Source organism: Streptomyces guryensis (assembly GCF_021261325.1).
Lineage (GTDB): Bacteria > Actinomycetota > Actinomycetes > Streptomycetales > Streptomycetaceae > Streptomyces > Streptomyces guryensis.
The window spans coordinates 163977-188865 of sequence record NZ_JAJSBI010000014.1 but is presented as its reverse complement, the minus strand read 5'-3'; the positions used below and the strand labels follow the sequence as shown (position 1 = coordinate 188865).

The 24889-nt window shown below is 68.2% G+C and carries 15 protein-coding genes; 6 read left to right on the top strand and 9 right to left on the bottom strand.

Going from position 1 to position 24889, the window contains the following annotated elements:
* Positions 1–182: 182 nt before the first annotated feature.
* Positions 183–2009 (top strand): AMP-dependent synthetase/ligase, encoded by a 1827-nt coding sequence (locus LJ657_RS26985; protein WP_232651340.1) that lies wholly within the window; start codon positions 183–185, stop codon positions 2007–2009.
* 18 nt (positions 2010–2027) lie between these two features.
* Here the strand turns inward: LJ657_RS26985 and LJ657_RS26980 are convergent, their stop codons facing one another.
* The 5 genes from LJ657_RS26980 to LJ657_RS26960 are packed head-to-tail and all read right to left on the bottom strand — an operon-like array spanning position 2028 to position 10734.
* Complete coding sequence (locus LJ657_RS26980; protein ID WP_232651339.1) at positions 2028–4058, bottom strand: PQQ-dependent sugar dehydrogenase; 2031 nt, start codon at positions 4056–4058, stop codon at positions 2028–2030.
* An 11-nt stretch (positions 4059–4069) separates the two neighbouring features.
* Positions 4070–8575 carry a glycosyl hydrolase family 28 protein gene (locus LJ657_RS26975; protein ID WP_232651338.1) on the bottom strand — a complete coding sequence of 1502 codons (4506 nt, stop codon included), beginning with the start codon at positions 8573–8575 and terminating at the stop codon, positions 4070–4072.
* 11 nt (positions 8576–8586) lie between these two features.
* Entirely contained in the window at positions 8587–9372 is a 786-nt protein-coding gene (locus tag LJ657_RS26970; protein ID WP_232651337.1) for a heparin lyase I family protein, read from the bottom strand.
* A 4-nt stretch (positions 9373–9376) separates the two neighbouring features.
* Positions 9377–10564: a glycoside hydrolase family 88/105 protein gene (locus LJ657_RS26965; protein WP_232651336.1), complete on the bottom strand. Its 1188-nt coding sequence runs from the start codon at positions 10562–10564 to the stop codon at positions 9377–9379.
* Positions 10561–10734: a hypothetical protein gene (locus LJ657_RS26960; protein ID WP_232651335.1), complete on the bottom strand. Its 174-nt coding sequence runs from the start codon at positions 10732–10734 to the stop codon at positions 10561–10563. The genes LJ657_RS26965 and LJ657_RS26960 overlap by 4 nt, the downstream gene beginning before the upstream one ends.
* A 299-nt stretch (positions 10735–11033) precedes the next feature.
* Between LJ657_RS26960 and LJ657_RS26955 the strand changes: the two genes are divergently transcribed.
* Complete coding sequence (locus tag LJ657_RS26955) at positions 11034–11870, top strand: aldo/keto reductase (RefSeq protein WP_308117086.1); 837 nt, start codon at positions 11034–11036, stop codon at positions 11868–11870.
* 95 nt (positions 11871–11965) lie between these two features.
* On the opposite strand, the gene LJ657_RS26950 is transcribed toward LJ657_RS26955, so the two are convergent.
* The gene (locus tag LJ657_RS26950) at positions 11966–12577 is read right to left on the bottom strand and encodes a hypothetical protein (protein ID WP_232651334.1); all 612 of its coding nucleotides are present in this window, start codon (positions 12575–12577) and stop codon (positions 11966–11968) included.
* 204 nt (positions 12578–12781) lie between these two features.
* Between LJ657_RS26950 and LJ657_RS26945 the strand changes: the two genes are divergently transcribed.
* Positions 12782–13477, top strand: coding sequence for a glycoside hydrolase family 75 protein (locus LJ657_RS26945; protein WP_232651333.1), 696 nt, complete (start codon positions 12782–12784; stop codon positions 13475–13477).
* A 69-nt stretch (positions 13478–13546) separates the two neighbouring features.
* Here LJ657_RS26945 and LJ657_RS26940 read toward each other — a convergent pair whose 3' ends face one another.
* Positions 13547–14503 (bottom strand): class I SAM-dependent methyltransferase, encoded by a 957-nt coding sequence (locus LJ657_RS26940; RefSeq protein ID WP_232651332.1) that lies wholly within the window; start codon positions 14501–14503, stop codon positions 13547–13549.
* Between the two features lie 136 nt (positions 14504–14639).
* On the opposite strand from LJ657_RS26940, the gene LJ657_RS26935 reads away from it, so the two are divergent.
* Positions 14640–15416 (top strand): phytanoyl-CoA dioxygenase family protein, encoded by a 777-nt coding sequence (locus LJ657_RS26935; protein ID WP_232651331.1) that lies wholly within the window; start codon positions 14640–14642, stop codon positions 15414–15416.
* 104 nt (positions 15417–15520) lie between these two features.
* Here LJ657_RS26935 and LJ657_RS26930 read toward each other — a convergent pair whose 3' ends face one another.
* Both LJ657_RS26930 and LJ657_RS26925 read right to left on the bottom strand, forming a co-directional pair.
* Positions 15521–17236: a glycoside hydrolase family 6 protein gene (locus LJ657_RS26930; protein WP_232651330.1), complete on the bottom strand. Its 1716-nt coding sequence runs from the start codon at positions 17234–17236 to the stop codon at positions 15521–15523.
* Positions 17237–17282: 46 nt separating this feature from the next.
* Complete coding sequence (locus LJ657_RS26925) at positions 17283–18752, bottom strand: cellulase family glycosylhydrolase (protein ID WP_232651329.1); 1470 nt, start codon at positions 18750–18752, stop codon at positions 17283–17285.
* Positions 18753–19044: 292 nt separating this feature from the next.
* Here LJ657_RS26925 and LJ657_RS26920 point away from each other — a divergent pair, with 292 nt between their 5' ends.
* Together LJ657_RS26920 and LJ657_RS26915 are read left to right on the top strand one after the other, a co-directional pair.
* The gene (locus LJ657_RS26920; RefSeq protein WP_232651328.1) at positions 19045–21963 is read left to right on the top strand and encodes a glycoside hydrolase family 48 protein; all 2919 of its coding nucleotides are present in this window, start codon (positions 19045–19047) and stop codon (positions 21961–21963) included.
* Between the two features lie 239 nt (positions 21964–22202).
* Entirely contained in the window at positions 22203–24872 is a 2670-nt protein-coding gene (locus tag LJ657_RS26915) for a cellulose binding domain-containing protein (protein WP_232651327.1), read from the top strand.
* The last annotated feature ends 17 nt before the right edge of the window (positions 24873–24889 follow it).

Below are 24889 nucleotides of genomic sequence, written 5' to 3'. Positions count from 1 at the left end.
CTTACTCAACCGTCAGTTTTCTGTCCGACCCTTCCGGATGTGAGCGCATTTTCCGGCCGTGACCAGGGTGTACCTGAGCACTGCTCGGATTCGGCCCCCCTCCCGCCCTGTCGCCGTCTGGGGTAGCTTTCACGCCCTGCGGAGTAGCACTAAATCGGGCGTTGAGGAGCGGGGAGCGGGGTTTGCGCGAGTTCACCAACCCTCCGTTGACGTTGTCGCCGCCGGTGGGCGGCCTGGCCGACGTCGTCTTCGAGCGTGCCCAGGAAGACCCGCTGCACATCAGCCTCGGCCGCAAGGACGACCAGGGGCAGTGGCGTGATGTGACGGCGGCGGAGTTCCGGGACGAGGTGCTGGCCCTCGCCAAGGGGCTGCTGGCCCGGGGCATTCGCTTCGGCGACCGCGTCGCGATCATGTCCCGTACCCGCTACGAGTGGACGCTGTTCGACTTCGCGTTGTGGACGATCGGCGCCCAGGTGGTGCCGATCTACCCCACGTCCTCGGCGGAGCAGTGTTTCTGGATGCTCTACGACGCCGAGTGCTCGGCGGCGATCGTGGAGCACGAGGACCACGCGATGACGATCGCCAGCGTGATCGACCGGCTGCCGCAGCTGCACCAGCTGTGGCAGCTCGACATCGGAGCCGTGCAGGAGCTGTACGACGCGGGTGCGTACATCGACGACGAGGTGGTTCACCGGCACCGCCAGGCGGTCACCCCCGACTCGGTCGCGACGATCATCTACACCTCGGGCACCACCGGCCGTCCGAAGGGCTGTGTCATCACGCACGCCAGCTTCATGTACGAGGCGGACACGGTCGCCCAGCACATGGAGCCGGTATTCCACTCCAAGAAGGGCGACGAGGCGGCGACACTGCTGTTCCTGCCGCTCGCGCACGTCTTCGGGCGGATGGTGGAGGTCACCGGGATCCGCCACGGGATCCGCTTCGGCCACCAGCCTCAGATGAACGCCGCCACCCTGCTGCCCGACCTGCAGGCGTTCAAGCCGACGTTCATCCTCGCGGTGCCGTACATCTTCGAGAAGGTCTTCAACGCCTCGCGCCGCAAGGCCGAGAAGGACGGCAAGGCCGGGCCGTTCGAGAAGGCCGTCGAGATCGCCGTGAAGTACGCGGACGCCGTCGAGGCGAAGGCCTGGGGCATCGGACCCGGCCCGTCGGCGGGCCTGCGTGTGCAGCACCAGTTGTTCGACAAGCTCGTCTACTCCAAGCTGCGGGCCGCGATGGGCGGCCGCATCCGCAACGCCATCTCGGGCGGCTCCGCGATGGACCGCCGGCTCGGCCTGTTCTTCGCGGGCGCGGGAGTGCAGATCTACGAGGGCTACGGCCTCACGGAGTCGACGGCGGCCGCGACCGCCAACCCGCCCGAGCGCACTCGCTACGGCACCGTCGGCCAGCCCATCCCGGGCGTCACCGTGCACATCGCGGACGACGGCGAGATCTGGCTGCACGGCCCGAACGTCTTCCAGGGCTATCTCAACAACCAGAAGGCCACCGACGAGACCCTGCACGACGGCTGGCTCGCCACCGGCGACCTGGGCGCCCTCGACGAGGACGGCTTCCTCACCATCACCGGCCGCAAGAAGGAGATCCTGGTGACCTCCGGCGGCAAGAGCGTCTCCCCCGCTCTGCTGGAGGAGCGCGTCCGCGACCATCCGCTGGTCAACCAGTGCATCGTCGTCGGCAACGACCGCCCGTACATCGCCGCCCTGGTCACCCTCGACCAGGAGGCCGTCGAGCACTGGCTGACCATGCGCGGCAAACCGCGGATGTCCCCGGCCCAGCTGGTGCGGGACGCCGACCTGGAGACGGAGGTGCGGCGCTCGGTCGTAGCCGCCAACACCCTCGTCTCACAGGCCGAGTCGATCCGCACCTTCCGGATACTGGCCCAGCCGTTCACCGAGGAACACGGTCTGCTGACCCCGTCCCTGAAGCTGAAGCGCAAGGCCATCGAGAACGCCTACGCCAACGAGGTCGAGGCGCTCTACCGGGCCTGATCTCGTTCTGACACTCCATCAACTGATGTTGATTCGGAAGAGTTTGTCCGATCCGTCCGGCTGGTTTCCGTTGTTGTCGCAGTTGGTGGTCGACAGCCACAGCTGGTCGGCGCCCGGGACCTTGGTCACGGTCCGCAGACGGCCGTACGTGCCCACGTAGTACGCGGTGGGTGTGCCGACGCTCTCGTTGTCCCCGTTGATCGGGATCCGCCACAGCCGCTCACCGCGCAGGGACGCCATGTAGACGACGTTGCGGACGATCGCGATACCGCTCGGCGAGGCCTCCGCGACGTTCCAGGTGGCCTTCGGGTTGGTCATCCCGGATGTGCCGCAGCTGCCCTCGCAGATCGGCCAGCCGTAGTTGGCGCCCGGCTTGATGAGGTTGAGTTCGTCCTTGGCACTGTTGCCGAACTCCGCTTCCCACAGGCGGCCGTTGCGGTCGAAGGCAAGGCCCTGGGGATTGCGGTGGCCGAGGCTGTAGACGTAGTTGCCGAACGGGTTGCCGGGGGCCGGCTTCCCGTCCGTCGTCATGCGCAGGATCTTGCCGTTGAGGGAGTTCTTGTCCTGCGCCAGGTCGGGCGTCTGGGCCTCGCCGGTGGACACGTACAGATAGCCGTCGGGGCCGAAGGCGAGGCGGCCGCCGTTGTGGTAGCGGTTCTTCTTGATGCCCTGGAGCAGCACCTTGTAGTCGCTGAGCGCGGTGCCGTCGTAGGTCATGCGGACCACGCGGTTGCCCTCGTCCGCGGTGTGCATGAAGTAGACGTAGTGGTTGCTCTCCCACCCGGGGTCCACGGCGACGCCCAGGAGGCCGCCCTCGCCGTTGGTGGTGACCGCGTCGGGCACCGTGCCGACCGGGGTCCTCATGCCGTCCTTCGTGACCTTCCAGACGCGGAAGTCGTCCCGCTCGGTGACCAGTGCGCTCTGCCCGTCGGGCATCCAGTGGGTGCCCCAGGGGATCGTCCAGCCCGTCGACAGCGTGGCGACGGAGCTCGGGACGCCGCCGTCGGTCGTGCAGGCCCTGGTCGTGAAGGTGACGGTGTTGCCCGGCGCGGAGGTGTTGCCGGCCGCGTCGCGGGCGACGACGTCCAGCGCGTACGGACTGTTGCAGGCGAGCCCGGTCAGCGTGGTCGAGGTACCGCTGGTGACCGTCTTGTAGACCGTGGTGTCGCTGCGCACGTCGTACGCGACGACCGCCTTGTTGTCGGTCGAGGCGCCCCAGGCCAGTCGGGCGCTGTTCGCGGTGACGTCGGAGGCGGAGAGGGTGCCCGGTCTCGTCGGCGGGGTGGTGTCGGAGCTGGGTTTGGTGGTGCAGTCGACGACCGGGCTGGCGGCGGAGGTGTTGCCGGCCCCGTCGCGGGCGATGACGGTGAGGTTGTAGGTGGTGTCGGGGGTGAGTCCCGTGAGCGTCCTGCTGCTCGAACTGCCCGGTGCTTCACTGATCTTGTTGCCGTGCTCGTAGATGTCGTACGCCGTGACGCCCACGTTGTCGGTCGAGGCGCCCCAGGAGAGGGTGAGGCCGTTCTCGCCGATGTCCGAGCAGCCGGGTTGCCCGGGACGGGTCGGGGCCTGGGTGTCGGTCGCCGCGCCGATGGTGATGCGGTCGAGGTTGGGGCCGCCGTTGGCCGTGGTCGCGGTGGCGCGGATCTTGTGGGTGCCCGCGGTCAGCGGGACGTCGAGGGCCTTGGTGGCCCAGGTGTTCCAGTCGGCGGTGGCCGGGAAGGAGACCGCGGAGGCGATCACCGTCCCGTCCACGGAGAGGTCCATCGGGCGGTCGGTGGCGGTCCCGTTGGCGTATCGCAGGGCGACCGAGGCGGTGCCCGCGGAAACCGCGCTCACCGTGAACTCCACGGAGGAACCCTTGACGTTGGTGTAGTCGACGAAGCCGGTGCCCGTGTACCCGGTGTGGTTGGTGGCCACCGTGCCCTGCGAGACGACCGCGTCCTCGGCCTGGTAGTCGGTGGCGGCGATCGCGGTGCCCTGGCTCAGCCCCGCGAGGGGCAGCGCGAGGGCCGCGGCGACGCCGTACGGCAGAACTCTCTTCATCTTCATGGGTGTTCCCCTCAGCCCGTGTAGGGGGCGAAGACCTTGAGGGAGTCGACGGGCCTGACCCTGATCAGCCGTGTCTCTCCCGGGCGCAGGGTCGCGCTGTACGTGTCGGCGACCGTGCCCTTGTGCGCACCGGACCACAGGTCGGTGACGTCGCCGGAGCCGGTGAAGCCGACCTGCGACCAGTTCACGGTGACCGTGGAGTTGCCGGACGTACCGGTGTTGAACAGCGCCACCACGTAGTCGCCGCTGTTCTCGCGTTTGCTCCAGACCTGCCTGACACCACTGTTCACAACCCGTTTCGCGGCCACCCCGTCCTGGTCGACACCGATCAGCCGGTCGTTGGTCAGCATCGCCTCGTCGACGGGGTCGAGGTGGGTGAGATCGGTGCCGAGCAGCAGCGGCGAGGCCGCCATCGCCCACAGGGTGAAGTGGGAGCGGCGCTGGTCGGCGGTGAGACCTGCCGGGTCGCCGTTGCCGACCTCCAGGGAGTCCAGGTCGTTCCAGCCGCCGGGGCCGGCGTACGGCTGCCAGGAGGCGGCGGTGTTGAAGCGGGCGGAGACATGGGCCCAGTCGGTGAGCGGATAGCCGCTGCCGTTGGAGCCCGGGCCGCAGTAGCACTCGACGTCGCCCTGGGTGCGCCAGCTGTTGGCGAGCCCCCGCCAGGTGGCGGCGTCGGCGATCGGAAGGTTGTTGGACAGCGCGAAGTTGATGGGCCGTCCGCTCGCCCGCAGCGCCTTGTCCCAGGCCCGCACGTCCGGGACGTCCTGGCCGCCCACGCCGTCGATCTTCAGGTAGTCGACTCCCCATGAGGCGAACTGCCTGGCCCAGGAGTTCACGAACTCCTGCGCACCCGGCTTGGAGTAGTCGATGTAGTACATGTTCTTGCAGTTGTAGTTCTTCTCGGTCTTCGAGGTGTCCGCGATGTCCTTCGCGTGGTACGAGGTCCCCTCGATCGGCGTGTTGCGGGTGACGGCGTTCTTCGCGATGCCGGGGGTCACGTAGAAGCCGAACTTCAGGCCCTTGGAGTGGATGTAGTCGGCGAGTGCCTTGATGCCGTCCGGGAACTTGGCCGGGTCGACGGCCCAGCGGCCGTAGTTGTCGACGGCGAAGCCCTCGGAGTCGCACTTCTGCCAGAAGTCGTCGAGGTTGACGTACACGAAGCCGTGGTCCTTCAGGCCGCTCGACACCAGCGCGTCCGCCTGTGCCTTGATCTTCGCCTCGGTCGGTGAGCGGCGCACGAAACTCCAGCTGCTCCAGCCCATGGCGGGGCGCAGGGACTGCCCGTTGTCCGACCTGGGGGTGAAGGCCGCCGGTGTGGCGTACGAGGTGCCGATCCACGCCTCGTCGATGCGCAGCCGCTGGTAGCGGGTGGTGTCGGTGGAGGCGGCCCAGGTGGTGTCGACCTCCAGGCGGACATAGCGGGCGTCGGCCGCGGTGAGGTCGATGCCCTGGATGCCGCGGCGACTTGGGAGCTGACCGGTCTTGACCGCGCTCCCCCAGCTCGTGCCGTCGTTGCTCAGGTACACCTTGTAGTCCTTGATCCGCGCCGACTGCTCGGTGTCCGAGCGGGCGTAGGCGACGGAGTCCTCACGCTGGTTGAGGCCGATGTACTGGACCTTCTTCGCGGAGCCGAGGTCGAAGGTGAGGCTGACCGGCAAGGTCCTGTTGTTGTCCCAGTAGGTGAGGAAGTCGCCATCGCCGGCGGCCGCCCCGGTATGTCCGCTCGCGGAGGCGCTCGCTATCACCTTGACGCCGGCGAGGATGCCCTGACGGCCGGCGGTGGTGACCTTGAAGACGGTGTCGTACGGGTCCCAGTCCCCGAGGCCGGTCAGCGTCAGCACGCCGCCCGACTGCGACCACGAAACCGCTTTGCCGGTACGGAGGTTGGTGACGGAGGCGATGCGGTAGCCGTTGTCACGGATGCGCAGGGCGGACGTGCTCGGCGGGGTCAGGACGTGGAGGTACTGCCGGTTCGGGTCGTCCTTGGCGATGGTCGTCACGCCGTGCGCGCCGTCGTTCCAGAAGCCGGGCTTGAGGCCGCCGTACATGTAGCCGCCGCCCTCGGTGCCGTGCAGGGACTCCCAGACGGGGTCGAGGTAGGAGGCGGCGAAGTTGTTGAAGGCAGCCTGGTTGGCCGGGAACCTGCCGTTGACCTGTGCGGTCTCGGCCATCAGAGCCTTGACCGAAGAGCCCGCGTTGGTGATCAGCCGGCCCAGGGTGAGCTTCTTGTCGACGGCGGGGTCGGAGCCGTCGTACCACCAGGCGCCGGTCGAGGGCAGTTTGAAGTCGGCCTCGGTCAGGCGGGGTTGGGCGGTGTAGAGCGCCTGGGGGTAGTCGTAGGCGGGCGTCATCCCCGTCTTCTGCTCATTGCTGATCATGTCCATGATCGGCGTGTCTTCGTTGTTGTTGCTGAGCGTGTAGTTCGGGCGCTTCTGGTAGATCTGCCGGTAGAGGTCGTGGCTCTCCCAGTAGGCGTTGTCGTTGTCGATCCAGAAGCCGCCGAGGTCGGGGTAGCGGTCCATGACCTCGAAGAAGTTGTCGTAGCTGAACTGCCCGAAACCGTCGCGGGTGGTCAGGTCGACGTTCTTGCCCTTGTAGGCGGAGTAGGCCGCCGAGTCGAGCCACTCGTGGCCGCCCTCGTCGTGCCACTGGGGATCGTCGGTCATGTAGAGGATGACTTTCATGCCCTTGGCCTTGGCGGCGGTGATCAGCTCGCCGAGGAAGTCCCTCTTGGTGGAGCAGGAGCCCGGGATCCTGGAGGGCCAGGGGCGGGCGTAGCCGAGGCGGCTGTGGAAGGTGGCGAGGACGAGGTACTGGGTGTGCAGTTTCTTCGCCTCGTTCACCCAGTAGTCCGGTGTCCAGCCGCCGCTCGTGACGTCGTTCTCCCAGGCGGCGCAGCTGGTGTGGGCGGGCGCGGTGCGCAGGCCCCAGTGCAGGAAGAGACCGCCGACGGAGTTGCGCAGGAAGTCCTGGCGGGGGTTCTCCAGGTCGAGGGGCCGTACGGTGCTCGCGCAGTTCTCGGTGGATCCACTGATGGAGATCCGCAGTGTCACGCCGGTCGCGCAGTAACCGTCCACGTCCTGGAAGCCCAGGTCGTACGGCGAGTGGGAGCCCCGCCCCGCGGTGAAGTCGGTGAAGCGGATGCCGCTCGCCGCGTTCGCGATGACCGCGGGGCGGCCGTCGTCGGCGGCGAACCTGACCGAGCTGTCGGTGAAATGGACGTTGTCGGCGTTGTGCAGGTACCAGCCGTAGGCCGGTCGGGTGCCGATGGCCTTCGGGTTGTAGTCGCCGGGGTCGTTGGCCGGCACCGAGGTGGACATGGTGCCGTTGCCGCCGGGCACGGTGATGTGGACGTTGTTGAAGGTGACGCCGTTGATCCGGTGGCCGGTCTCGCCCCACAGCGTCGGGCTGAAGGACGGGCTGTCGCCGGTCGCCGTGATGTTGTCGTACGTGATGTCGCTGATCGATCCGACGCCGGGATGGTCGCCGCATCGCTTCCGGGTGCCGATCTTCTGCATGATCGGCGAGTGGACGTTGGTCATCGTGATGTCGCGGTAGTGCACGTCCGAGATCTTCGCGCCGTCCATCGACACCATGCCGAGGCCGGACTTGTCCGCGCCCTCGATGCGGATCTTCTCGAATTGGTAGTCGGAGAAGTCTCCGCAGGTCTCGGAGCCGAACATCAGGGCGTTGCAGCACCGGGCCGACAGAGTGGAGTCGTTGACGCGGACGTGGCCGTTGGGGAGCTTGGCGCCGAGGGCGTAGTCGCTCTTGAAGACGAGTGCGTCGTCGTTGGCCCTGATGTCGGCGTTCGTCACGGTGACGTTCGTCGTGGAGATGATGTTCCAGCCGTCGCGGTCGCTCGCGGTGTCGATGGTCAGCCGGTCCGAGGTGACGTTCTTGCAGCCGTTGATCAGCGCGGCGAAGTGGCCGCCGCGGCGCAGGGTGAGTCCGTCACCGATGCGGAGTCCGTCGCAGCGCGTGAGCGAGATGATCTTGTCGGCCTCACCGGGCTTCGGGTTGCCGGTGATCATGTCGCCCATGCCGTCGATGACGCCCTCGCCCACGAACCCGATGTCGGTCAGCCGGTCGCCATAGATCATCGCGTCGCGGAAGTGGCTGTGCCCGTAGTCCTGGTAGGCGTCGTACGGGTTGGACTCGGCCTTGTCGTAGGTGTCGGCACCGGAGCCCTGGATCGTGGCGCCCTTGTCGAGCTGGAGCGTCACATGGCTCTTCATGTGGATGGTGTTCTTGGATGTGTAGGCGCCGGCGGGGAAGCGGACGATGCCGCCGCCGTCGGCCGAACTGGCCGCCGTGATGGCCTTGTTGATGGCCGGGGTGTCGTTGGTGGAGCCGTCCGCCTCGGCGCCGTAGTCACGGACGTCGTAGACGGTGGCGGTGCGTGCGGTGTGGTGCGGGGCCGCGAGCGCGGCGGGGTGGGCGAGTCCGAGGACGACGGCGATGACGAAGAACACGATCGCCGCCGCTTCTGTCCGCCGCGTGGTGGGGGGTCTCATGTGACGGCCTCTCAGACGAGTTGATAGCCGCGGAGATCGGTGAGCAGCAGGTACGTGTCCTGCAGTGACCCGGAGGTGTCGCCGAGGGAGCGGTAGATACCCCATTTCGGGCGCACCCGGTCGGCGAGGAAGGTGTCGACCCCGGCCTTCGACGCGTCGATCACGGTCGAGCCGCCGGACTTGAGGATCCAGCGGACCGAGCCCGCCGAGCCGTTGCCGACCTTGATCTGGAAGTCGACGTCGGTCCATCGGTCGTGCAGGGGGTCCAGGTCGGTGCGGCCGACGAGGATGTCGTCGACGGCGAGCTTCAGCTCGATGGTCTGCCTGCCGTTCACCCGCCGCAGGGACTGCACGACGATGGGCGAGGTGCCGTTGCCCGGCTGCTTCATCTGCATGATGTGGGTGAAGGTGGTCGTGGCCTTCAGCGAGCTCGGGATGTACATCGAGTACGTGAGCCGCCAGGTCTGGCCCTGCGTCCACTTGAGATAGCTGCTGCCGCTGGTGCGCAGGCCGGTGACCTCCTGGCGCTGGCGGTCGGTCGAGGTGTCGCGGTCGACCGTGTGCATGGTGAAGCGCCAGTTGTCGCCGGTGGCGAAGATGTGCGGATGACCGGCGGGATGCGAGTTCGCGCGGTCGTCCTCGACGGTCTCGAAGGCCCCGAGGCCGTCGCCGCTCGCGGAGGGGGCCCACTTCTGCTGCCAGGAGGCGGCGTGGGCGGCGGTGGTCGACAGGCCGACCGCAGCCCCGGCGGCGCTCCCCAGAGCCGCGCCCAGCACAACCCTTCTGGATGTGCTCATGACACTAATCACCTCGCAGTTGCTTATTCATGATCAGGAAGGCGCCCAGCCCGTGGAAGTCGTTGGTGGCGCGGGTGCGGGCGGCGTAGTACGCGTAGTCGCCGACGTTGGTGCCGACGGAGATGTCGGCGAGGTCGGTACGGCCGTCAGGGCCGGTCGAGAGCCTGGCGAGCACGCCCTGGTAGCCCCGGCGGGCGACGTCTGCGTAGTGCGGGTCGAGGTAGTGCTGCTGAGCGCCGCGGGACAGGGCGTAGGTGAACATGCTGGAGCAGGACGTCTCGGTCCAGTTGTCACTCCGGCCGCCCTTGTCGATCACCTGGAACCAGCGACCGGTCGCCGGATCCTGGTACTTCTCCAGGCCGGCCGCCAACTTCCCGAAGATGCCGAGGAGTTGGGCCCGCCGCGGATGGTCCGCTGGGATCGCGTCCAGCACGTTGACGATCGCCATGGAGTACCAGCCGACCGCACGGCACCAGTGTTCGGGGGCGAGGCCGGTCTGCGGGTCGGCCCAGCTCGCGCTCCTCGACTCGTCGTAGGCGTGCCTGAGCAGACCGTTCGCCACCTGCAGATGGCTGCCGTAGACATAGAGCTGCCTGGCCGCCTCGTCGTCGGTGTACCCCGTGTCGCCGAACTCCTTGCCGTACTCGACGAGGAACGGGTTCACCATGTAGGCGCCGTCCGACCAGAGTTGGTGGGCGCGGGCGGCGGAGTCCGCATGCCAGAAGCCGCCGTCGGCGGTGCGCGGGTAGGTGGCGAGTCGGTCGAGGATCTTCTTCGCGGCCCGGCGGTAGCGGTCCTGACCCGTCTCGTGGTGCAGGATCACCAGCAGCCGGCCGGCCTGCATGCTGTCCAGGCTGTTGAAGGACTGGTCGATGGAGCCGTCACTCTTCACGAACCGGTCGACGTAGTTCTTGATGTACGTCAGGTAGCGGGCGTCGTGAGTGCGCTTGTACGTGAGGTACTGGCCGTAGAGGTAGAGGCCGACGGGGTAGGACCAGCCGCCGATGGTGCCCGGGGTGTAGCGGGCCACGGTGGAGTCGACGACGGCCACGGACCAGTCGGGAGCGGCGCGGTGTGCGGGCGCGGACGCCAGAGCGGCGGACGGGGGCGGTGTCGCCGCCGGCAGCGTGCCGAGGCCGGCGGCGACGAGGACGACTGTCGTCAGCGCCGTCCGCAGACGTCTGGGGCTCATGTTCCTCCCTTTCGGTGGACGTACACGAGGTCGGTGCGGCCGGCGTCGCCGGCGAGTGCGGTTTCCACCACTGCCCAGCCAGGGCTTTGCCAGACGTTTTCATCCGATGTCTCCGGTGTCTCCTGCTGGGGCTGTTCCGTCCGGAGGGCGTGAAGGAGCGTCTCGTTCATGCGGCCGCACCTGCTTTTCCGAGGGGTGGGGGTTGGATAGGCCCAGACAGGCGTGAGGTGTTCACATGAGTGCACCGGGTTCATGAACTCGTCCGGTGGCGCGATCCAGAGTTGCGGGAGGGAGGGTCGGCGTCAATGGTCCGGACCGAAGACGTCGGATGCATTTCCGGACAATCCCCGGATCCCTCAACTGACTCAGCGGTCAGTTCGGACGGATTCTCCCGTCAGGAATGCATGACCGCCCGTGATCGTTGACGATGGGAGTACCACCTGACGACAACCGTAAGGATCAAGAGCTCGTGAGCAGCAAGGTCCCCCCGATCATCCTCAACAACGGCGTCGAGATGCCCCAGCTGGGCTTCGGCGTCTGGCAGGTGCCGGACGACGAGGCGGAGCGGGCGGTCGCCACCGCACTGGAGGCCGGGTACCGCAGCATCGACACAGCGGCGATCTACGGCAACGAACAGGGCACCGGCAAGGCGATCGCGGCCTCCGGCGTCCCCCGCGAGGACATCTTCCTCACCACCAAGCTCTGGAACAGCGACCAAGGGTACGACTCCACGCTGCGCGCCTTCGACGCGTCACTGGACAAGCTCGGCGTGGAGTACGTCGACCTGTACCTGATCCACTGGCCGACGCCGGAACGCGACAAGTACGTCGACACGTACAAGGCGTTCGAGAAGCTGCACGCCGACGGCCGCATCCGGGCGATCGGCGTCTCCAACTTCGAGCCCGACCACCTTCGGCGGCTGATCGCCGAGACGTCGGTCATCCCGGCGGTCGACCAGATCGAGCTGCACCCGCACCTGCAGCAGCACGCGGCCCGCGAGTACCACGCGGAGCAGGGCATCGCCACCGAGGCCTGGTCGCCGCTCGGCCAGGGCAAAGGCCTCCTGGAGGTCCCGGCGATCGTCGCCATCGCCCAGAAGCACGGCCGCACCCCGGCCCAGGTCGTGCTGCGCTGGCACCTGCAGCTCGGCAACGTCGTGATCCCCAAGTCCGTGACGCCGTCCCGGATCAAGGAGAACATCGAGGTCTTCGACTTCAGCCTGGACACCGAGGACCTCGCGGCGATCAGCGCGCTCAACGAGGACCGGCGCCTGGGCCCGGACCCGTCTGCATTCAACCTGGCCTGACGGCCGCTTCGGTACACGGGTCGGCCCCCGCCGTTCAGCGGGGGCCGACCCGTGCCCGGAGACGACGCTCGGGCCGAACTCCCGCACGGGACGCGTCAGTCGCCCCGCACATCCGCGTGGACGACCTCGAACTCCTCCAGTCCGATCACGGTCACATGCGCCTTGGCCGCACCCTCGTGCCGGGCCGACGCCTGGGGTCCGCGGGACGCGGCGAGGGCGTTGCGATCCACGAACAGGGCGCCGACCATGCCGCGCCCCCGCTCCCGGTCGACATGGAGGGACGCCCCTGCCAGCCCCGGCAGGGTCTCGAGCCTCGGGACCACCGACGCCCGGAACGTGTCCGCGAGCAGATCGGCGTCCATGGGGTCGAACTCCAGCCTGGTGATCCGCAGTCCGCCGCCCGCCTCCGGCCGCCGCACCCGGTGGAAGACCACCGCCTCGTAGTTCTCGACCGCGGTCGTCGCCGCGAACGGTTCCAGTAGCGCGCCGCGCCGCTCACGCATGACCTCGTCGCTGTTGCGCCGGGCCTCCTCGGACTCCCACCAACTCACCGCCAGCAGCTTGCCGAGCTCCCGGTCCACGAAGATGCCGGCCCCCCGGTAGCCCGGACGCTCCTCCAGCAGATCCCGCCCCTGCGAGTTCAAGGACCTGATGGCCGTGTCGACCTTCGCGGGATCCCCCGTCGCATACACCGTGCGAACGAACATGACGCCTCGCCTCCCAGAAGTCGGGCGCATATCTGGATATTCCGTCTCTCCAGTCTTCTCCCTCGGGCAAACCGCTGCAATCAGTGCCGCTTACGGCGTCGCGAGGGGGGAGTCCAGACCAAGGGGTTGACGGGAGCACGCAAAGAGGGCCACCTTGTACGGCACCCGAGTAAGGAAACTTTCCTAACAGAAGGGTCCCCCACAGTGCGCATACGAACACTGGCCCTCGCCGCGGCCTCCGGGGCCGCGCTGCTCGCCGCCGGAGTACTCCCCGCGAACGCCTCCGGTACGGCACGACCGGCGTCCATCCGGGAGGGCTCGGTCAGCGCGTCCGACCTGCTCGCCAAGGTGACGTCGTGTCAGCAGGTCTCGAACGGCAAGTACAGGACGGACGACGAGACTTCGGCCACGATCCCCGTCTGCGGCAAGAACGGCGCGGTCTTCTGGAAGGCCGACATGGACATCGACTGCGACGGACAGCGCACCTCGAAGTGCAACGAGAACACCGACCCCTGGTACCAGGACGACACGGCGTTCCATCAGTCCAACGGCAAGCCGCTCAGGGCCGATTCGCTGCCTTACGTGGTCGTGCCCAGCTCCAGCAGCATCTGGAACTACTCAGCCGCCGGCATCAAAGGCGGCGGCGTGGTCGCCGTGATCTACAACAACAAGGTCGAGTACGCCGTCGTCGGCGACACCGGCCCCACGAAGATCATCGGCGAGGCCTCGTACGCCACCGCCCAGGCCCTCGGCATCGATTCCAACCCCGAGACCGGCGGCGCCGACTCCGGCGTCACCTACATCCTCTTCAAGAACTCGCAGGTGTCCCCCATCGAGAGCCACAGCGCGGCCGTCTCGCTGGGGGATCAGCTGGCGAAGAAGTTCCTGCAGAACAACTGAGGTTCGGTGCGCACGAGCATCGGGGCACCCCAACCATCGCTTGCTGAGATCCAGTTGGGGTGCCGCCCCTCACATCGCGTGGGCAGCCGTGTGCACCGTGTGTGCCGCCAGAACGAACACGTCCGGGCGGTGATGGACGCTCGCCTTGTCGTCGGGGTCGAGGAGCTGGTCGAGGGTGGCTCGGTCGGTGGCGTCGAGGTGGTCGCCGAGGCCGTCGCGGAGGCGGGAGAGGGAGGCGGCGACATAGGCGCGGGCGCGGTCCCTGGCCGGGGCGGGCAGGTCGAGCAGGAAGGTGCGGGTGCCGGTGGGCCGCAGGCCCGCGGCGGACATCAGGGCCGGCCAGTCCTCGGTCTCGTCGACCGCGCCGGGCAGGCTCGACCGCATCTCGGCGAACCACTCCTCCTCCAGCACGTCGAGGCGGGCCTGCAGACCGGGGCGGCCGATCCCGATGTCGCGGGGCAGGAACCGCGCGGGCAGACCGCCCTCCATGATCGCCAGGGTGCCGCCGGGCGCGAGCCGCGCGGCGAACGCTGCCAGGGCTGCCCGCTGGTCGCCGATGTGGTGCAGGCTGCGGCTGGCCCACAGCAGATCGGCTGGGTAGTCCAACTCGTCGAGTACGCCGGGCAGTTCACCGGTGAGCGTGCCGAAGCGATCGCCGACCCCCAGTCGGTCGGCGCGGGCACGGGCCCGCTCCAGCAGCGGTGCCGAGCCGTCGACCGCGACGACCCGGGCCCCTGGGAACGCCTCGGCGAGCAGACAGGCGACGACACCGGGCCCGCTGCCCGCGTCGACGATCAGCCCCGGCTCGGTCTGCTTGTCGGTCAGCCAGGTCATGGCCCGCTCGTACAGGGACGTGAACAGCTCCGCCTGCGATTCCAGCAGCGGAGCCATCTCGGCCCAGTCGATGTCGGTGTGATCGTGATGGCCGTGGCCGTGCGTGCCGTGGCTGTGCTTGCCCTGGTCGTGGTTGCCGTGGTCGCGGTTTCCCTGGTCGTGATCGCCGTGCTGGTGGTGTCCGTACGCCATGGGGGTCAGCCTCTCTCCGGGTGCCGCCCAGCGTGCGCCGACGCACCGCGTGAGAGCCAGCGCTGTTGCCGTCATGGCAAAAAGAGCCGGCAAAAACCAGGTGCGCGCGGCCGATCGTGTCACCCACCATGGCCCGATGGACGACGAACTGGTGGCGAGGTTCCTCACGGACGGGTTCGTGAAGATCGAGAGGGCGTTTCCGCCACGGGTCGCCGAGGACTGCGCGCGGCTGCTGTGGAAGGAGACGGGGTACGACCCCGAGGACCCCGGCACCTGGAAGGACCCGGTGGTCCGGGTGGGCGGCATGGCCCAGGGACCGTTCGCCGCGGCCGTCAACTCCCCTGTCCTGCACGAGGCGTTCGACCTGCTGGTGGGTGAGGGCCGCTGGATGCCGCGCTACTCCCTCGGAAGCTTCCCGCTGCGGTTCCCGCACGCGGAGGAGCCGGACGACGCGGGCTGGCACATCGAGGGAAGCTATCTGCCCGACGGTGTCGAGACCCGCTGGTACCACACCAACCTGCGCTCACGCGATCGCGCCCTGCTGATGCTGTTCCTCTTCTCCGAGGTCACCGAGCAGGACGCGCCCACCCGCATCCGGGTCGGCTCACACCTCGACGTACCTCCCGTCCTGGAGCCGTACGGCGAGAAGGGCGTCTCCATGCTGAAGATCGCCCCGCAGATCGTCGAGGCCTCCGCACACCGGCCCCTCGCGTACGCCACCGGAAACCCCGGCGACGTCTACCTCTGCCACCCCTTCCTGGTCCACGCGGCCCAGCCGAACCACGGCACCCGCCCCCGCTTCATGGCGCAGCCGCCGCTGATGCCGGCCGTTCCCTACGAGCTGGAGCGGCCGGACGGGGACTACTCGGCGGTGGAGTACGCGATCCGCCGGGGTCTGGCCCGGGAGGGCTGACCTCGGCGGATCACGTCAGTGCTGAGTCGCATTCGACCGGCTGGTGCTATGTCACATTCCACTGTCCGGTGCCATGTGACATGGCACTGCCCGCTCTCCCGGCGCTACAACGGCGGGTACGCATTCTGCATCAGCTGCTGGAACTGCGCCGAGAACCAGTGCCCCGACAACGGAGCGTTGGGCAACGCCCCCGACATGTTGTTGTTGTTCCGGGGGTTGCCTGTGTACGTCGGGTCGCACATGCGGTCGAAGCCCTTGCCCTCGTCGTTCGGGATCGCGGAGCTGGACCCGTCGGACTCACCCGGAGGCTTCATCCACACATAGGCGTCGATCCCGGCCGCCGGACTGGCCTGAGGACGCTCACCGAGACCGGCCCCGGACTGGTTGCACCAGTTGCCGACGTGGATACGGCGGTCGTAGCGCCCGCCGTCGACATACGCGTCCACACTGGTCGTCGGGCCGGGACCGGCGGGCCGGGCGGTGCCGCCCCACCCGTTCCTGGACGTGTCGATCAGCATGCCGATGCCGGAGTTGAAGCCGACGGAGACCAGTTCGTTGCGGAAGGCCTGCGCGTACGACAGCTCGTCCACGTACCGGTTCCAGTCGACCCACTTGGACTGGCGCACGGACGTGCCGTTCACCGTGTCGTTGATGCTGAAGTTGTTCTCCTTCAGGGCGCTGTAGTTCGCCGTGTCGGTGATGAAGCCCTGCACGTCGTCGACGGTCGCGCCCTCGCTGGTCGCCGCCTGCTTGAGCACGTTGGCGGAGGCCGCGAAGTTGTCGTCCCAGCCGAGCCAGCCATGGTGGCCGGCATCGACGTAGTTGTAGACGTTCGGGATCGCGCCGAGCTTGGCGAGCGCGTAGCCGACGCCCTTCACGTAGTTGCCGTTGGCGAGCATGGTGTCGCACGCGGGAGTTGCGGTGGCCCGGCTGCCGGTGTTGGTGACCAGGTTGGGCAGCGAGTCGAGCTCGACGGTGGTGACGATCCGCAGCGAGCTGTACTTGCTGTCCGCGAGGATCGCCGCGATCGGGTCGATGAACTGCGTCTTGTACTTGTCGATGTCCGTCGGCCCGAGTTCGCCGTTGGAGGCGAGGGCCGAGCAGTCGCGTCCGGGAAGGTCGTAGATGACGAGCTGGACGACTTCCTCGCCGCTGCCCTTCTGCGCGAGGGCCGCGTCGAGGTGGGCGCGCAGGCCCATCCCGCCGTTGACGCCGTTGATGGCGGCGATGCGGTCGAGCCAGACGCCGGTGGGCTGGTTGGAGACCCTGCTTCCGCCCGGCTCTGCGGCGGCATGCGCGGACCACTCCGGGTTCACGTACACCTTGGCGCCGGCGTACGGGTTGTCGACGCGGCCGCTCGGGTCAGGGGTGCCGCCGCCCCCGCCGCCTCCCCCGCTGCCGTCATCGACGTTGCAGGTCACGCCGTCGAGCGTGAACGATGTGGGCAGCGCGTTGGTGCCGCTGTAGGAGCCCTGGAAGCCGAAGCTGGCCGAACCGCCGGTCGCAAGCTGGCCGTTGTAGGTCTCGTTGGCGGCGGTGACGGCCGTACCGCTCTGGGTGAGCTTGGCGTTCCAGAAGCTGGTGACCTTCTGGTTGCCTGCGTACGACCACTTCACCGCCCAACTGCTCTTGGCGGCAGTGTTGTTGGTGACAGTGACGGCGGCTGTGAAGCCGGAGCCCCAGTCGTTCTGCACCTTGTAGTCGACGGTGCAGGGGACGGAGGCCGCGGAGGCGTCGCCGGGGACGACGGCCGTCGCGGTCCCGGCGGTCCCGGCGACCAGCGCCAGGGCGGCGAGTAACGCTGTTCTGGTAGGACTCATGAGTGCGGGTTTCCTTCTCCGATGCGGGAGTTGCGGGACAGGGGACTTACGGGTTGATGGCGCGCAGGTGATCGCGCAGCCCTGTGCCGTACGACGTGGGGGTCCCGTCGTAGTTGGAGATCAGGGAGGGACCGGAGGAGCAGTCCCAGGTGTTCCAGGTCCAGCCGAGATAGGACAGGCCCCGGTCGTCGAACCACTTCATGACCTGGTCGACGAACGAGTGCGAGCAGGTGTTCTCACCGATCTCCCCGGCCACCAGCGGCACCTGGGCCGCGACCGGGGCGAGGGTGGAGTTCCAGCAGCTCTCGTTGGCGCAGGTGTTGAAGTTGTAGACGTGGTACGCGGCGACGAGATTGCCTGTCGGGTCGGTCGGTTTGTACGTCAGCCACTGGCCGAGGTCGTTCGAGTACGCCAGACCGCCGGCCATGACGACGTTCTTGGCGCCCGTGCCGCGTACCGAGTCGACGAGGTCCTGCATGCCGGCGACCTGGTAGCCGATGCCGGGGCAGGTGCCTCCGTCCTTCCAGCACTGCCAGGCCTGGGCGGTGGTGGAGGTCGCCCGGTCCGGGTACGGCTCGTTGAACAGGTCGAACACGACCGCCTGGTCGGCCTTGAAGGTGCTGGCCACGGACGACCAGAACGACGGCGAGTACTGCATGTCCGGCATCGGCTTCTGGCAGGTGGCGTGCACGTCGGAGCAGCCCGCGGAGTTGCCGGTGTACTGGCCGTAGGTCCAGTGCAGGTCGAGGATCGGTGTCATGCCGTGCGCCTCCACCTTGGCCACCAGGTCCTTGACGGCGGCTATGTAGTTGGCGCCCGAGTACTCGGGTTTGATGGTGGAAAGGCCGAGCCAGCACTCCTCGTTGAGCGGGATGCGGACGGCGTTCGCCTTCCAGTCGGCGATCGCCTTGAGCGCGGCGTCGTCGACCGGGCCGTCCCAGATGCCGCGGCCCTGCACGCACATGAACTCGCCGCCGGAACGGTTGACGCCGAGCAGCCGGCGGTTCCTGCCGTCGGCGTCCACGAGCTTGTTCCCGGAGACATGCAGGGCGGGTGCGGTACCACTGGCAGGTGGCTCGGTCGGCGGCGGGGACGGCTCCGAATCGACGTTGCACGTCGTCCCGTTGAGCTTGAACGACGTCGGTTCGGCATTGGTCCCCGACCAGGAGGCGAGGAACCCGGCGCTGACGCTCGCGCCGGTGGCCAGCGAGCCGTTGTAGCTCTCGTTGGCCGCGGTCACCGTGGCACCGGACTGGGACCACTTGGCGTTCCAGCCCTGGCTGACCTTCTGGGCGTTCGCGAAGTCGAAGCTGACACTCCAACTGCTCACGGCCGTCGTGTTGTTGGTGATCTTCACGGCACCCTGGAAGCCGCTGTCCCACTGACTGGTGACGGAGTACTCCACCGAGCAGGCGGGCGTGGCTCCCTGTGCCGTGACGACCGGTGCGACCGCAGTGCCCACCAGGGCCACGGCTGCGGCAACGGTTAAAAGACCTGAACGCGGGGGGTGTCGCATGAGCGACTCCTTGCAGTTCGGGCGCGCCGTGACGGACGCGTCGACTGATGGAATCGCTCCCACTGGTGTCCATGAAGCTAGCGCCAAGTGACGGCAAAGGACAGGGGAGTCACAGACTTTCCTGACTTTGCCTCAGCTGAACCGCGCCTAAAACCCGTCGAATCTTTTCGACTCTTCAAGCACCTTGACCACCCTCGCGCCCGTCCCCACTATGGGAGCGCTCCCACTGGTTCAAGGCTTGTTGCTCCTCCCCTCCCCCACTCTTTTCCGAGCCGCAAGGAGGAACCAGCACATGAAGCCCAGAAGGAGACACAGAGCTGCTCGGCGGTTGTGGACCGCCGTGGTGGCGGCCCTCGCTCTTCCGCTCACGATGCTCGGCACCGGCACAACCCCCGCTCATGCGGCGGTACTTCAGTGCAGCGTCGACTACAAGACGAACGACTGGGGCTCCGGCTTCACCGCGGACCTGACCCTCACCAACCGCGGCACTGACGCCATCGACGGCTGGACCCTGACGTACGCCTACAGCGGCAACCAGAAGCTCAGCAACGGCTGGAACGGCACCTGGTCCCAGTCGGGCCAGTCGGTCACCGTGAAGGACGCCGGGTACAACGCGAAGATCGCCGCGGGCGCCGCCGTCTCCACCGGCGCGCAGTTCACCTACAGCGGCACCAACACCGCCCCCACCGGCTTCGCGATCAACGGCACCACCTGTGCCGGCGCGCACCAGCCGCCGGTCACCGTGCTGACCAGCCCCACCGCGGGCGCGGTCTACACGCAGGGCGACGCGGTCCCGCTCGCGGCCACCGCCGCCGCGGCCGACAGTGCGACGATCAGCAAGGTCGAGTTCTACGACGACACGACCCTGCTGGGCACGGACACCAGCGCGCCGTTCACGCTCTCGGCCTCCGGCTTGACCGTGGGCAGTCATTCGCTGGTGGCGAAGGCCTACGACAGCCTGGGCGCGTCCGCGGAGTCGACGCCCGTCGGCATCACGGTCGCCTCGGGCCCCGCCGTGGTGGCCTCGCCGGCCCAACTGGGCGTCCAGCAGGGCAAAACGGGCACCTACGACGTGACGCTGTCGACGCAGCCGAGCGCCAATGTGACCGTGACGACGGCCCGTGCGAGCGGCGCCTCGGGCCTGTCGGTCACCGGCGGCGCGACGCTCACGTTCACGCCCTCCAACTGGAGCACCGCGCAGAAGGTGACCATCACCGCCGACGCCTCCGGCACCGGTTCCGCGTCCTTCGAGTCGACGGCGACCGGCTACACGAAGGCAGCGGTCACGGTGACCGAGCTGGCCGCGCAGAAGGCGTACGACGCCCGCTTCCTGGATCTCTACGGGAAGATCACCAACCCGGCGAACGGCTACTTCTCACCGGAGGGCATCCCCTACCACTCGGTCGAGACGCTGATCGTCGAGGCCCCGGACCAGGGCCACGAGACCACGTCGGAGGCCTACAGCTACCTGCTGTGGCTCCAGGCGATGTACGGCAAGGTCACCGGTGACTGGTCCAAGTTCAACGGCGCCTGGGCTCTCATGGAGAAGTACATGATCCCGAACCACGCCGACCAGCCGACCAACTCCTTCTACAACGCCTCGAAGCCGGCGACCTACGCTCCCGAGCTGGACACCCCGAACGAGTACCCGGCGAAGCTCGACACGTCGGTCTCGGTCGGCTCCGATCCGATCGCGGGCGAGCTGAAGAGCGCGTACGGCACGGACGACGTGTACGGCATGCACTGGCTGGAGGACGTCGACAACACGTACGGCTACGGCGACACGCCCGGCGGCACGTGCGAGGGCGGGCCGACGGCGAAGGGACCGTCGTTCATCAACACCTTCCAGCGCGGCGCGCAGGAGTCGGTGTGGGAGACGGTGCCGCAGCCGACCTGCGACGCCTTCAAGTACGGCGGTACGAACGGGTACCTGGACCTGTTCACCGGCGACTCGTCGTACGCCAAGCAGTGGAAGTACACGGACGCCCCGGACGCCGACGCGCGTGCGGTGCAGGCCGCGTACTGGGCCGACGTGTGGGCGAAGCAGCAGGGCAAGGGCAGTGACGTGTCCGCGACCGTCGGCAAGGCCGCGAAGATGGGCGACTACCTGCGCTACGCCATGTACGACAAGTACTTCAAGAAGATCGGCAACTGTGTCGGTCCGTCGACCTGCCCGGCCGGGACCGGCAAGGACGCCTCCGACTATCTGCTGTCCTGGTACTACGCCTGGGGCGGCGCCACGGACACCAACGCGGGCTGGGCCTGGCGCATCGGCTCCAGTCATGTGCACGGCGGCTACCAGAACCCCCTGGCCGCGTACGCGCTGAGCTCCTACGCCGATCTGAAGCCCAAGTCCTCGACGGGCGCCTCCGACTGGGGCACCTCGCTCACCCGGCAGCTGGAGTTCTACCGCTGGCTGCAGTCCGACGAGGGCGCCATCGCGGGCGGTGCGACCAACAGCTGGGCGGGCCGTTACGCGACCCCGCCGGCCGGTACGCCGACCTTCTACGGCATGTACTACGACTGGGAGCCCGTCTACCACGACCCGCCGTCCAACCAGTGGTTCGGCTTCCAGGCGTGGTCGATGGAGCGGGTCGCCGAGTACTACCAGCAGACGGGGAACGCGCAGGCCAAGGCGATCCTCGACAAGTGGGTCAAATGGGCGCTGTCCAAGACCACGATCAACCCGGACGGCACCTATCTGATCCCGTCGACGCTGCAGTGGTCGGGGCAGCCCGACACGTGGAACGCGTCAAGTCCCGGCTCCAACAGCGGACTTCACGTCACGGTCGCCGATTACACCAATGACGTCGGTGTGGCGGCCGCGTACGCCAAGACGCTGACGTACTACGGCGCCAAGTCCGGTGACACGGCGGCGAAGACCACGGCGAAGGCGCTGCTGGACGGGATGTGGAACAACTACCAGGACGGTCTCGGTATCGCCGTGCCGGAGACCCGGGCCGACTACAACCGCTTCGGCGACAGTGTGTACGTGCCGAGCGGGTGGAGCGGCAAGATGCCGAACGGGGACGTCATCAACTCGTCCTCGACGTTCGCCTCGTTGCGGTCGTTCTACAAGAACGACCCTGCCTGGTCGAAGATCCAGGCGTATCTGGCGGGCGGGGCGGCGCCGTCGTTCACGTATCACCGGTTCTGGGCTCAGGCGGACATCGCCCTGGCCATGGGTTCGTACGCAGAGCTTCTCGAATAGTCCCCGCGAGGCGCTCCGCGGGTAGGGCCGTGTTTTGACCGCGGGTCCGTTGTGGTTGATCGCGCAGTTCCCCGCGCCCCTGTCGGGGCGCTGCTCACCGCCCGGTTTCGCGGAACCGCCTGAAAGCTCTGCGTACGTGGGTCCCGGCACCTGACGTCGGGGCCAATCGCCGGGCGGCCCCCACCCGCACTGGGGGTCGCCCGGCACTCGCGCGTTCCCCCGACGGAAGGACCCCCACCGTGCGAAGAACCCGTATCCTCACGGCTGTGCTGGCCCTCACGGCCGGCTTGCTGGCGGGCTCCCCACCCGCGCTCGCCGCCGGCAGCACCCCGAAAGTGAAACTCGCCGCGGACACGTACACCTGGAAGAACGCCCGGATCGACGGGGGTGGTTTCGTTCCCGGGATCGTCTTCAACCGCAGTGAGAAGAACCTGGCGTACGCCCGCACCGACATCGGCGGGGCCTACCGCTGGCAGGAGTCGACGAAGACCTGGACGCCGCTGCTGGACTCGGTCGGCTGGGGCGAGTGGGGGCACACCGGTGTCGTCAGCCTGGCCTCCGACTCCGTCGATCCGAACAAGGTGTACGCGGCCGTAGGGACGTACACCAACAGCTGGGATCCCACGAACGGTGCCGTGCTGCGATCCGGCGACCGGGGCGCCAGCTGGCAGAAGGCGGACCTCCCGTTCAAGCTCGGCGGGAACATGCCCGGCCGGGGCATGGGTGAGCGGCTCGCGATCGATCCGAACAAGGACAGCGTGCTGTATCTGGGGGCGCCCAGCGGGAAGGGGCTGTGGCGGTCGACGGACTCCGGTGCGACCTGGTCGCAGGTGACCGCCTTCCCCGACGTGGGGAACTACGTGCAGGATCCGAGCGACACGAGCGGGTACGCCTCCGACAACCAGGGGATCGTCTGGGTCACCTTCGACGAGTCCACCGGTACGTCCGGTACGGCCACGAAGACCATCTACGTCGGGGTCGCCGACAAGGACAACGCGGTCTACCGCTCGACGGACGCGGGCGCGAGCTGGACGAGGCTGGCCGGGCAGCCGACGGGGTATCTGGCGCACAAGGGTGTGCTGGACGCGCAGAACGGCTATCTGTATCTCGCCTACAGCGACAAGGGCGGCCCCTACGACGGCGGCAAGGGCCGGCTGTGGCGGTACGCGACCGCGACCGGCACCTGGACCGACATCAGCCCGGTCGCCGAGGCCGACACGTCCTACGGCTTCAGCGGACTGACCGTCGACCGCCGGCACCCCGGCACGGTCATGACGACGGCCTACAGCTCCTGGTGGCCGGACACGCAGATCTTCCGCTCCACCGACAGCGGCGGCACCTGGACGAAGGCGTGGGACTACACGTCGTATCCCAACCGCTCGAACCGCTACACGATGGACGTCTCGTCGTCCCCCTGGCTGACCTTCAACGCGAACCCCTCACCCCCCGAACAGGCCCCGAAACTGGGCTGGATGACGGAGTCGCTGGAGATCGACCCGTTCAACTCGGACCGGATGATGTACGGGACCGGGGCGACGCTCTACGGCACCGAGGACCTCACCAAGTGGGACAGCGGGGGCCAGTTCACCGTCAAGCCCATGGTGCGCGGGCTGGAGGAGACGGCCGTCAACGACCTCGCCGCTCCCCCGTCGGGCGGCGCCCAGCTGTTCAGCGCCCTCGGGGACATCGGCGGCTTCCGGCACACGGACCTGACCAAGACCCCGTCGATGATGTTCACCTCGCCGACGTTCACCACGACGACCGGCCTCGACTTCGCGGAGACCAACCCCAACACGGTCGTGCGGGTCGGCAACCTGGACTCCGGACCACACATCGCGTTCTCGACGGACAACGGGTCCAACTGGTTCGCGGGGACGGACCCTTCGGGTGTGTCAGGGGGCGGAACGGTGGCCGCGGCCTCGGACGGCAGCCGGTTCGTCTGGAGCCCGGCCGGCGCCGGCGTGCAGTACACGACCGGTTTCGGCTCGTCCTGGGCCGCGTCGAGCGGCATCCCCTCCGGCGCGACCGTCGAGTCCGACCGAGTCGACCCGAAGACCTTCTACGGCTTCAAGTCCGGGACGTTCTACGTCAGTTCGGACGGCGGAGCGACCTTCACCGCGTCCTCGGCCGGCGGCCTCCCCAGCGGGGACAGCGTCCGCTTCAAGGCGTTGCCCGGTACGAAGGGTGACGTGTGGCTCGCGGGCGGCGCCTCCGACGGCGCGTACGGCCTGTGGCACTCCACCGACGGCGGGGCGAGCTTCACCAAGCTGCCGAACGTCGAGCAGGCCGACACCGTCGGCTTCGGCATGGCGGCGCCGGGGGCCTCGTACCAGACCCTCTACACCAGCGCGAAGATCGGCGGCGTGCGCGGCATCTTCCGCTCGACCGACAAGGGCGCGACCTGGACCCGCATCAACGACGACGCCCACCAGTGGGGCTGGACGGGTGCGGCGATCACGGGTGACCCGCGGGTCTACGGACGGGTGTACGTCTCGACCGACGGGCGGGGCGTCATCTACGGCGACACGTCCGACACCGGCGCAGGCGGCGACAACGGCGGCGGTGGCGGCACCGACCCGACACCGACCGGAGCCTGCACGGTGACGTACAAGATCACCAACCAGTGGTCGGGCGGCTTCCAGGCCGACGTCCAGCTCACCAACACGGGTTCGAGCGCATGGAGCAGCTGGTCACTCGGCTGGTCCTTCGCGGACGGCCAGAAGATCACCCAGCTGTGGAACGCCGACTACACCCAGTCGGGCGGGGTGGTGACGGCGAAGAACGTGAGCTGGAACGGCACGGTGGCGGCCGGTTCGTCCGTGGGCTTCGGGTTCACCGGGAGCTGGTCGGGGTCGAACGCGCAACCCACGTCGTTCAGGCTGGGCGACCAGACCTGCACGGCCGCCTGACTGGGCCGAACGGTTGC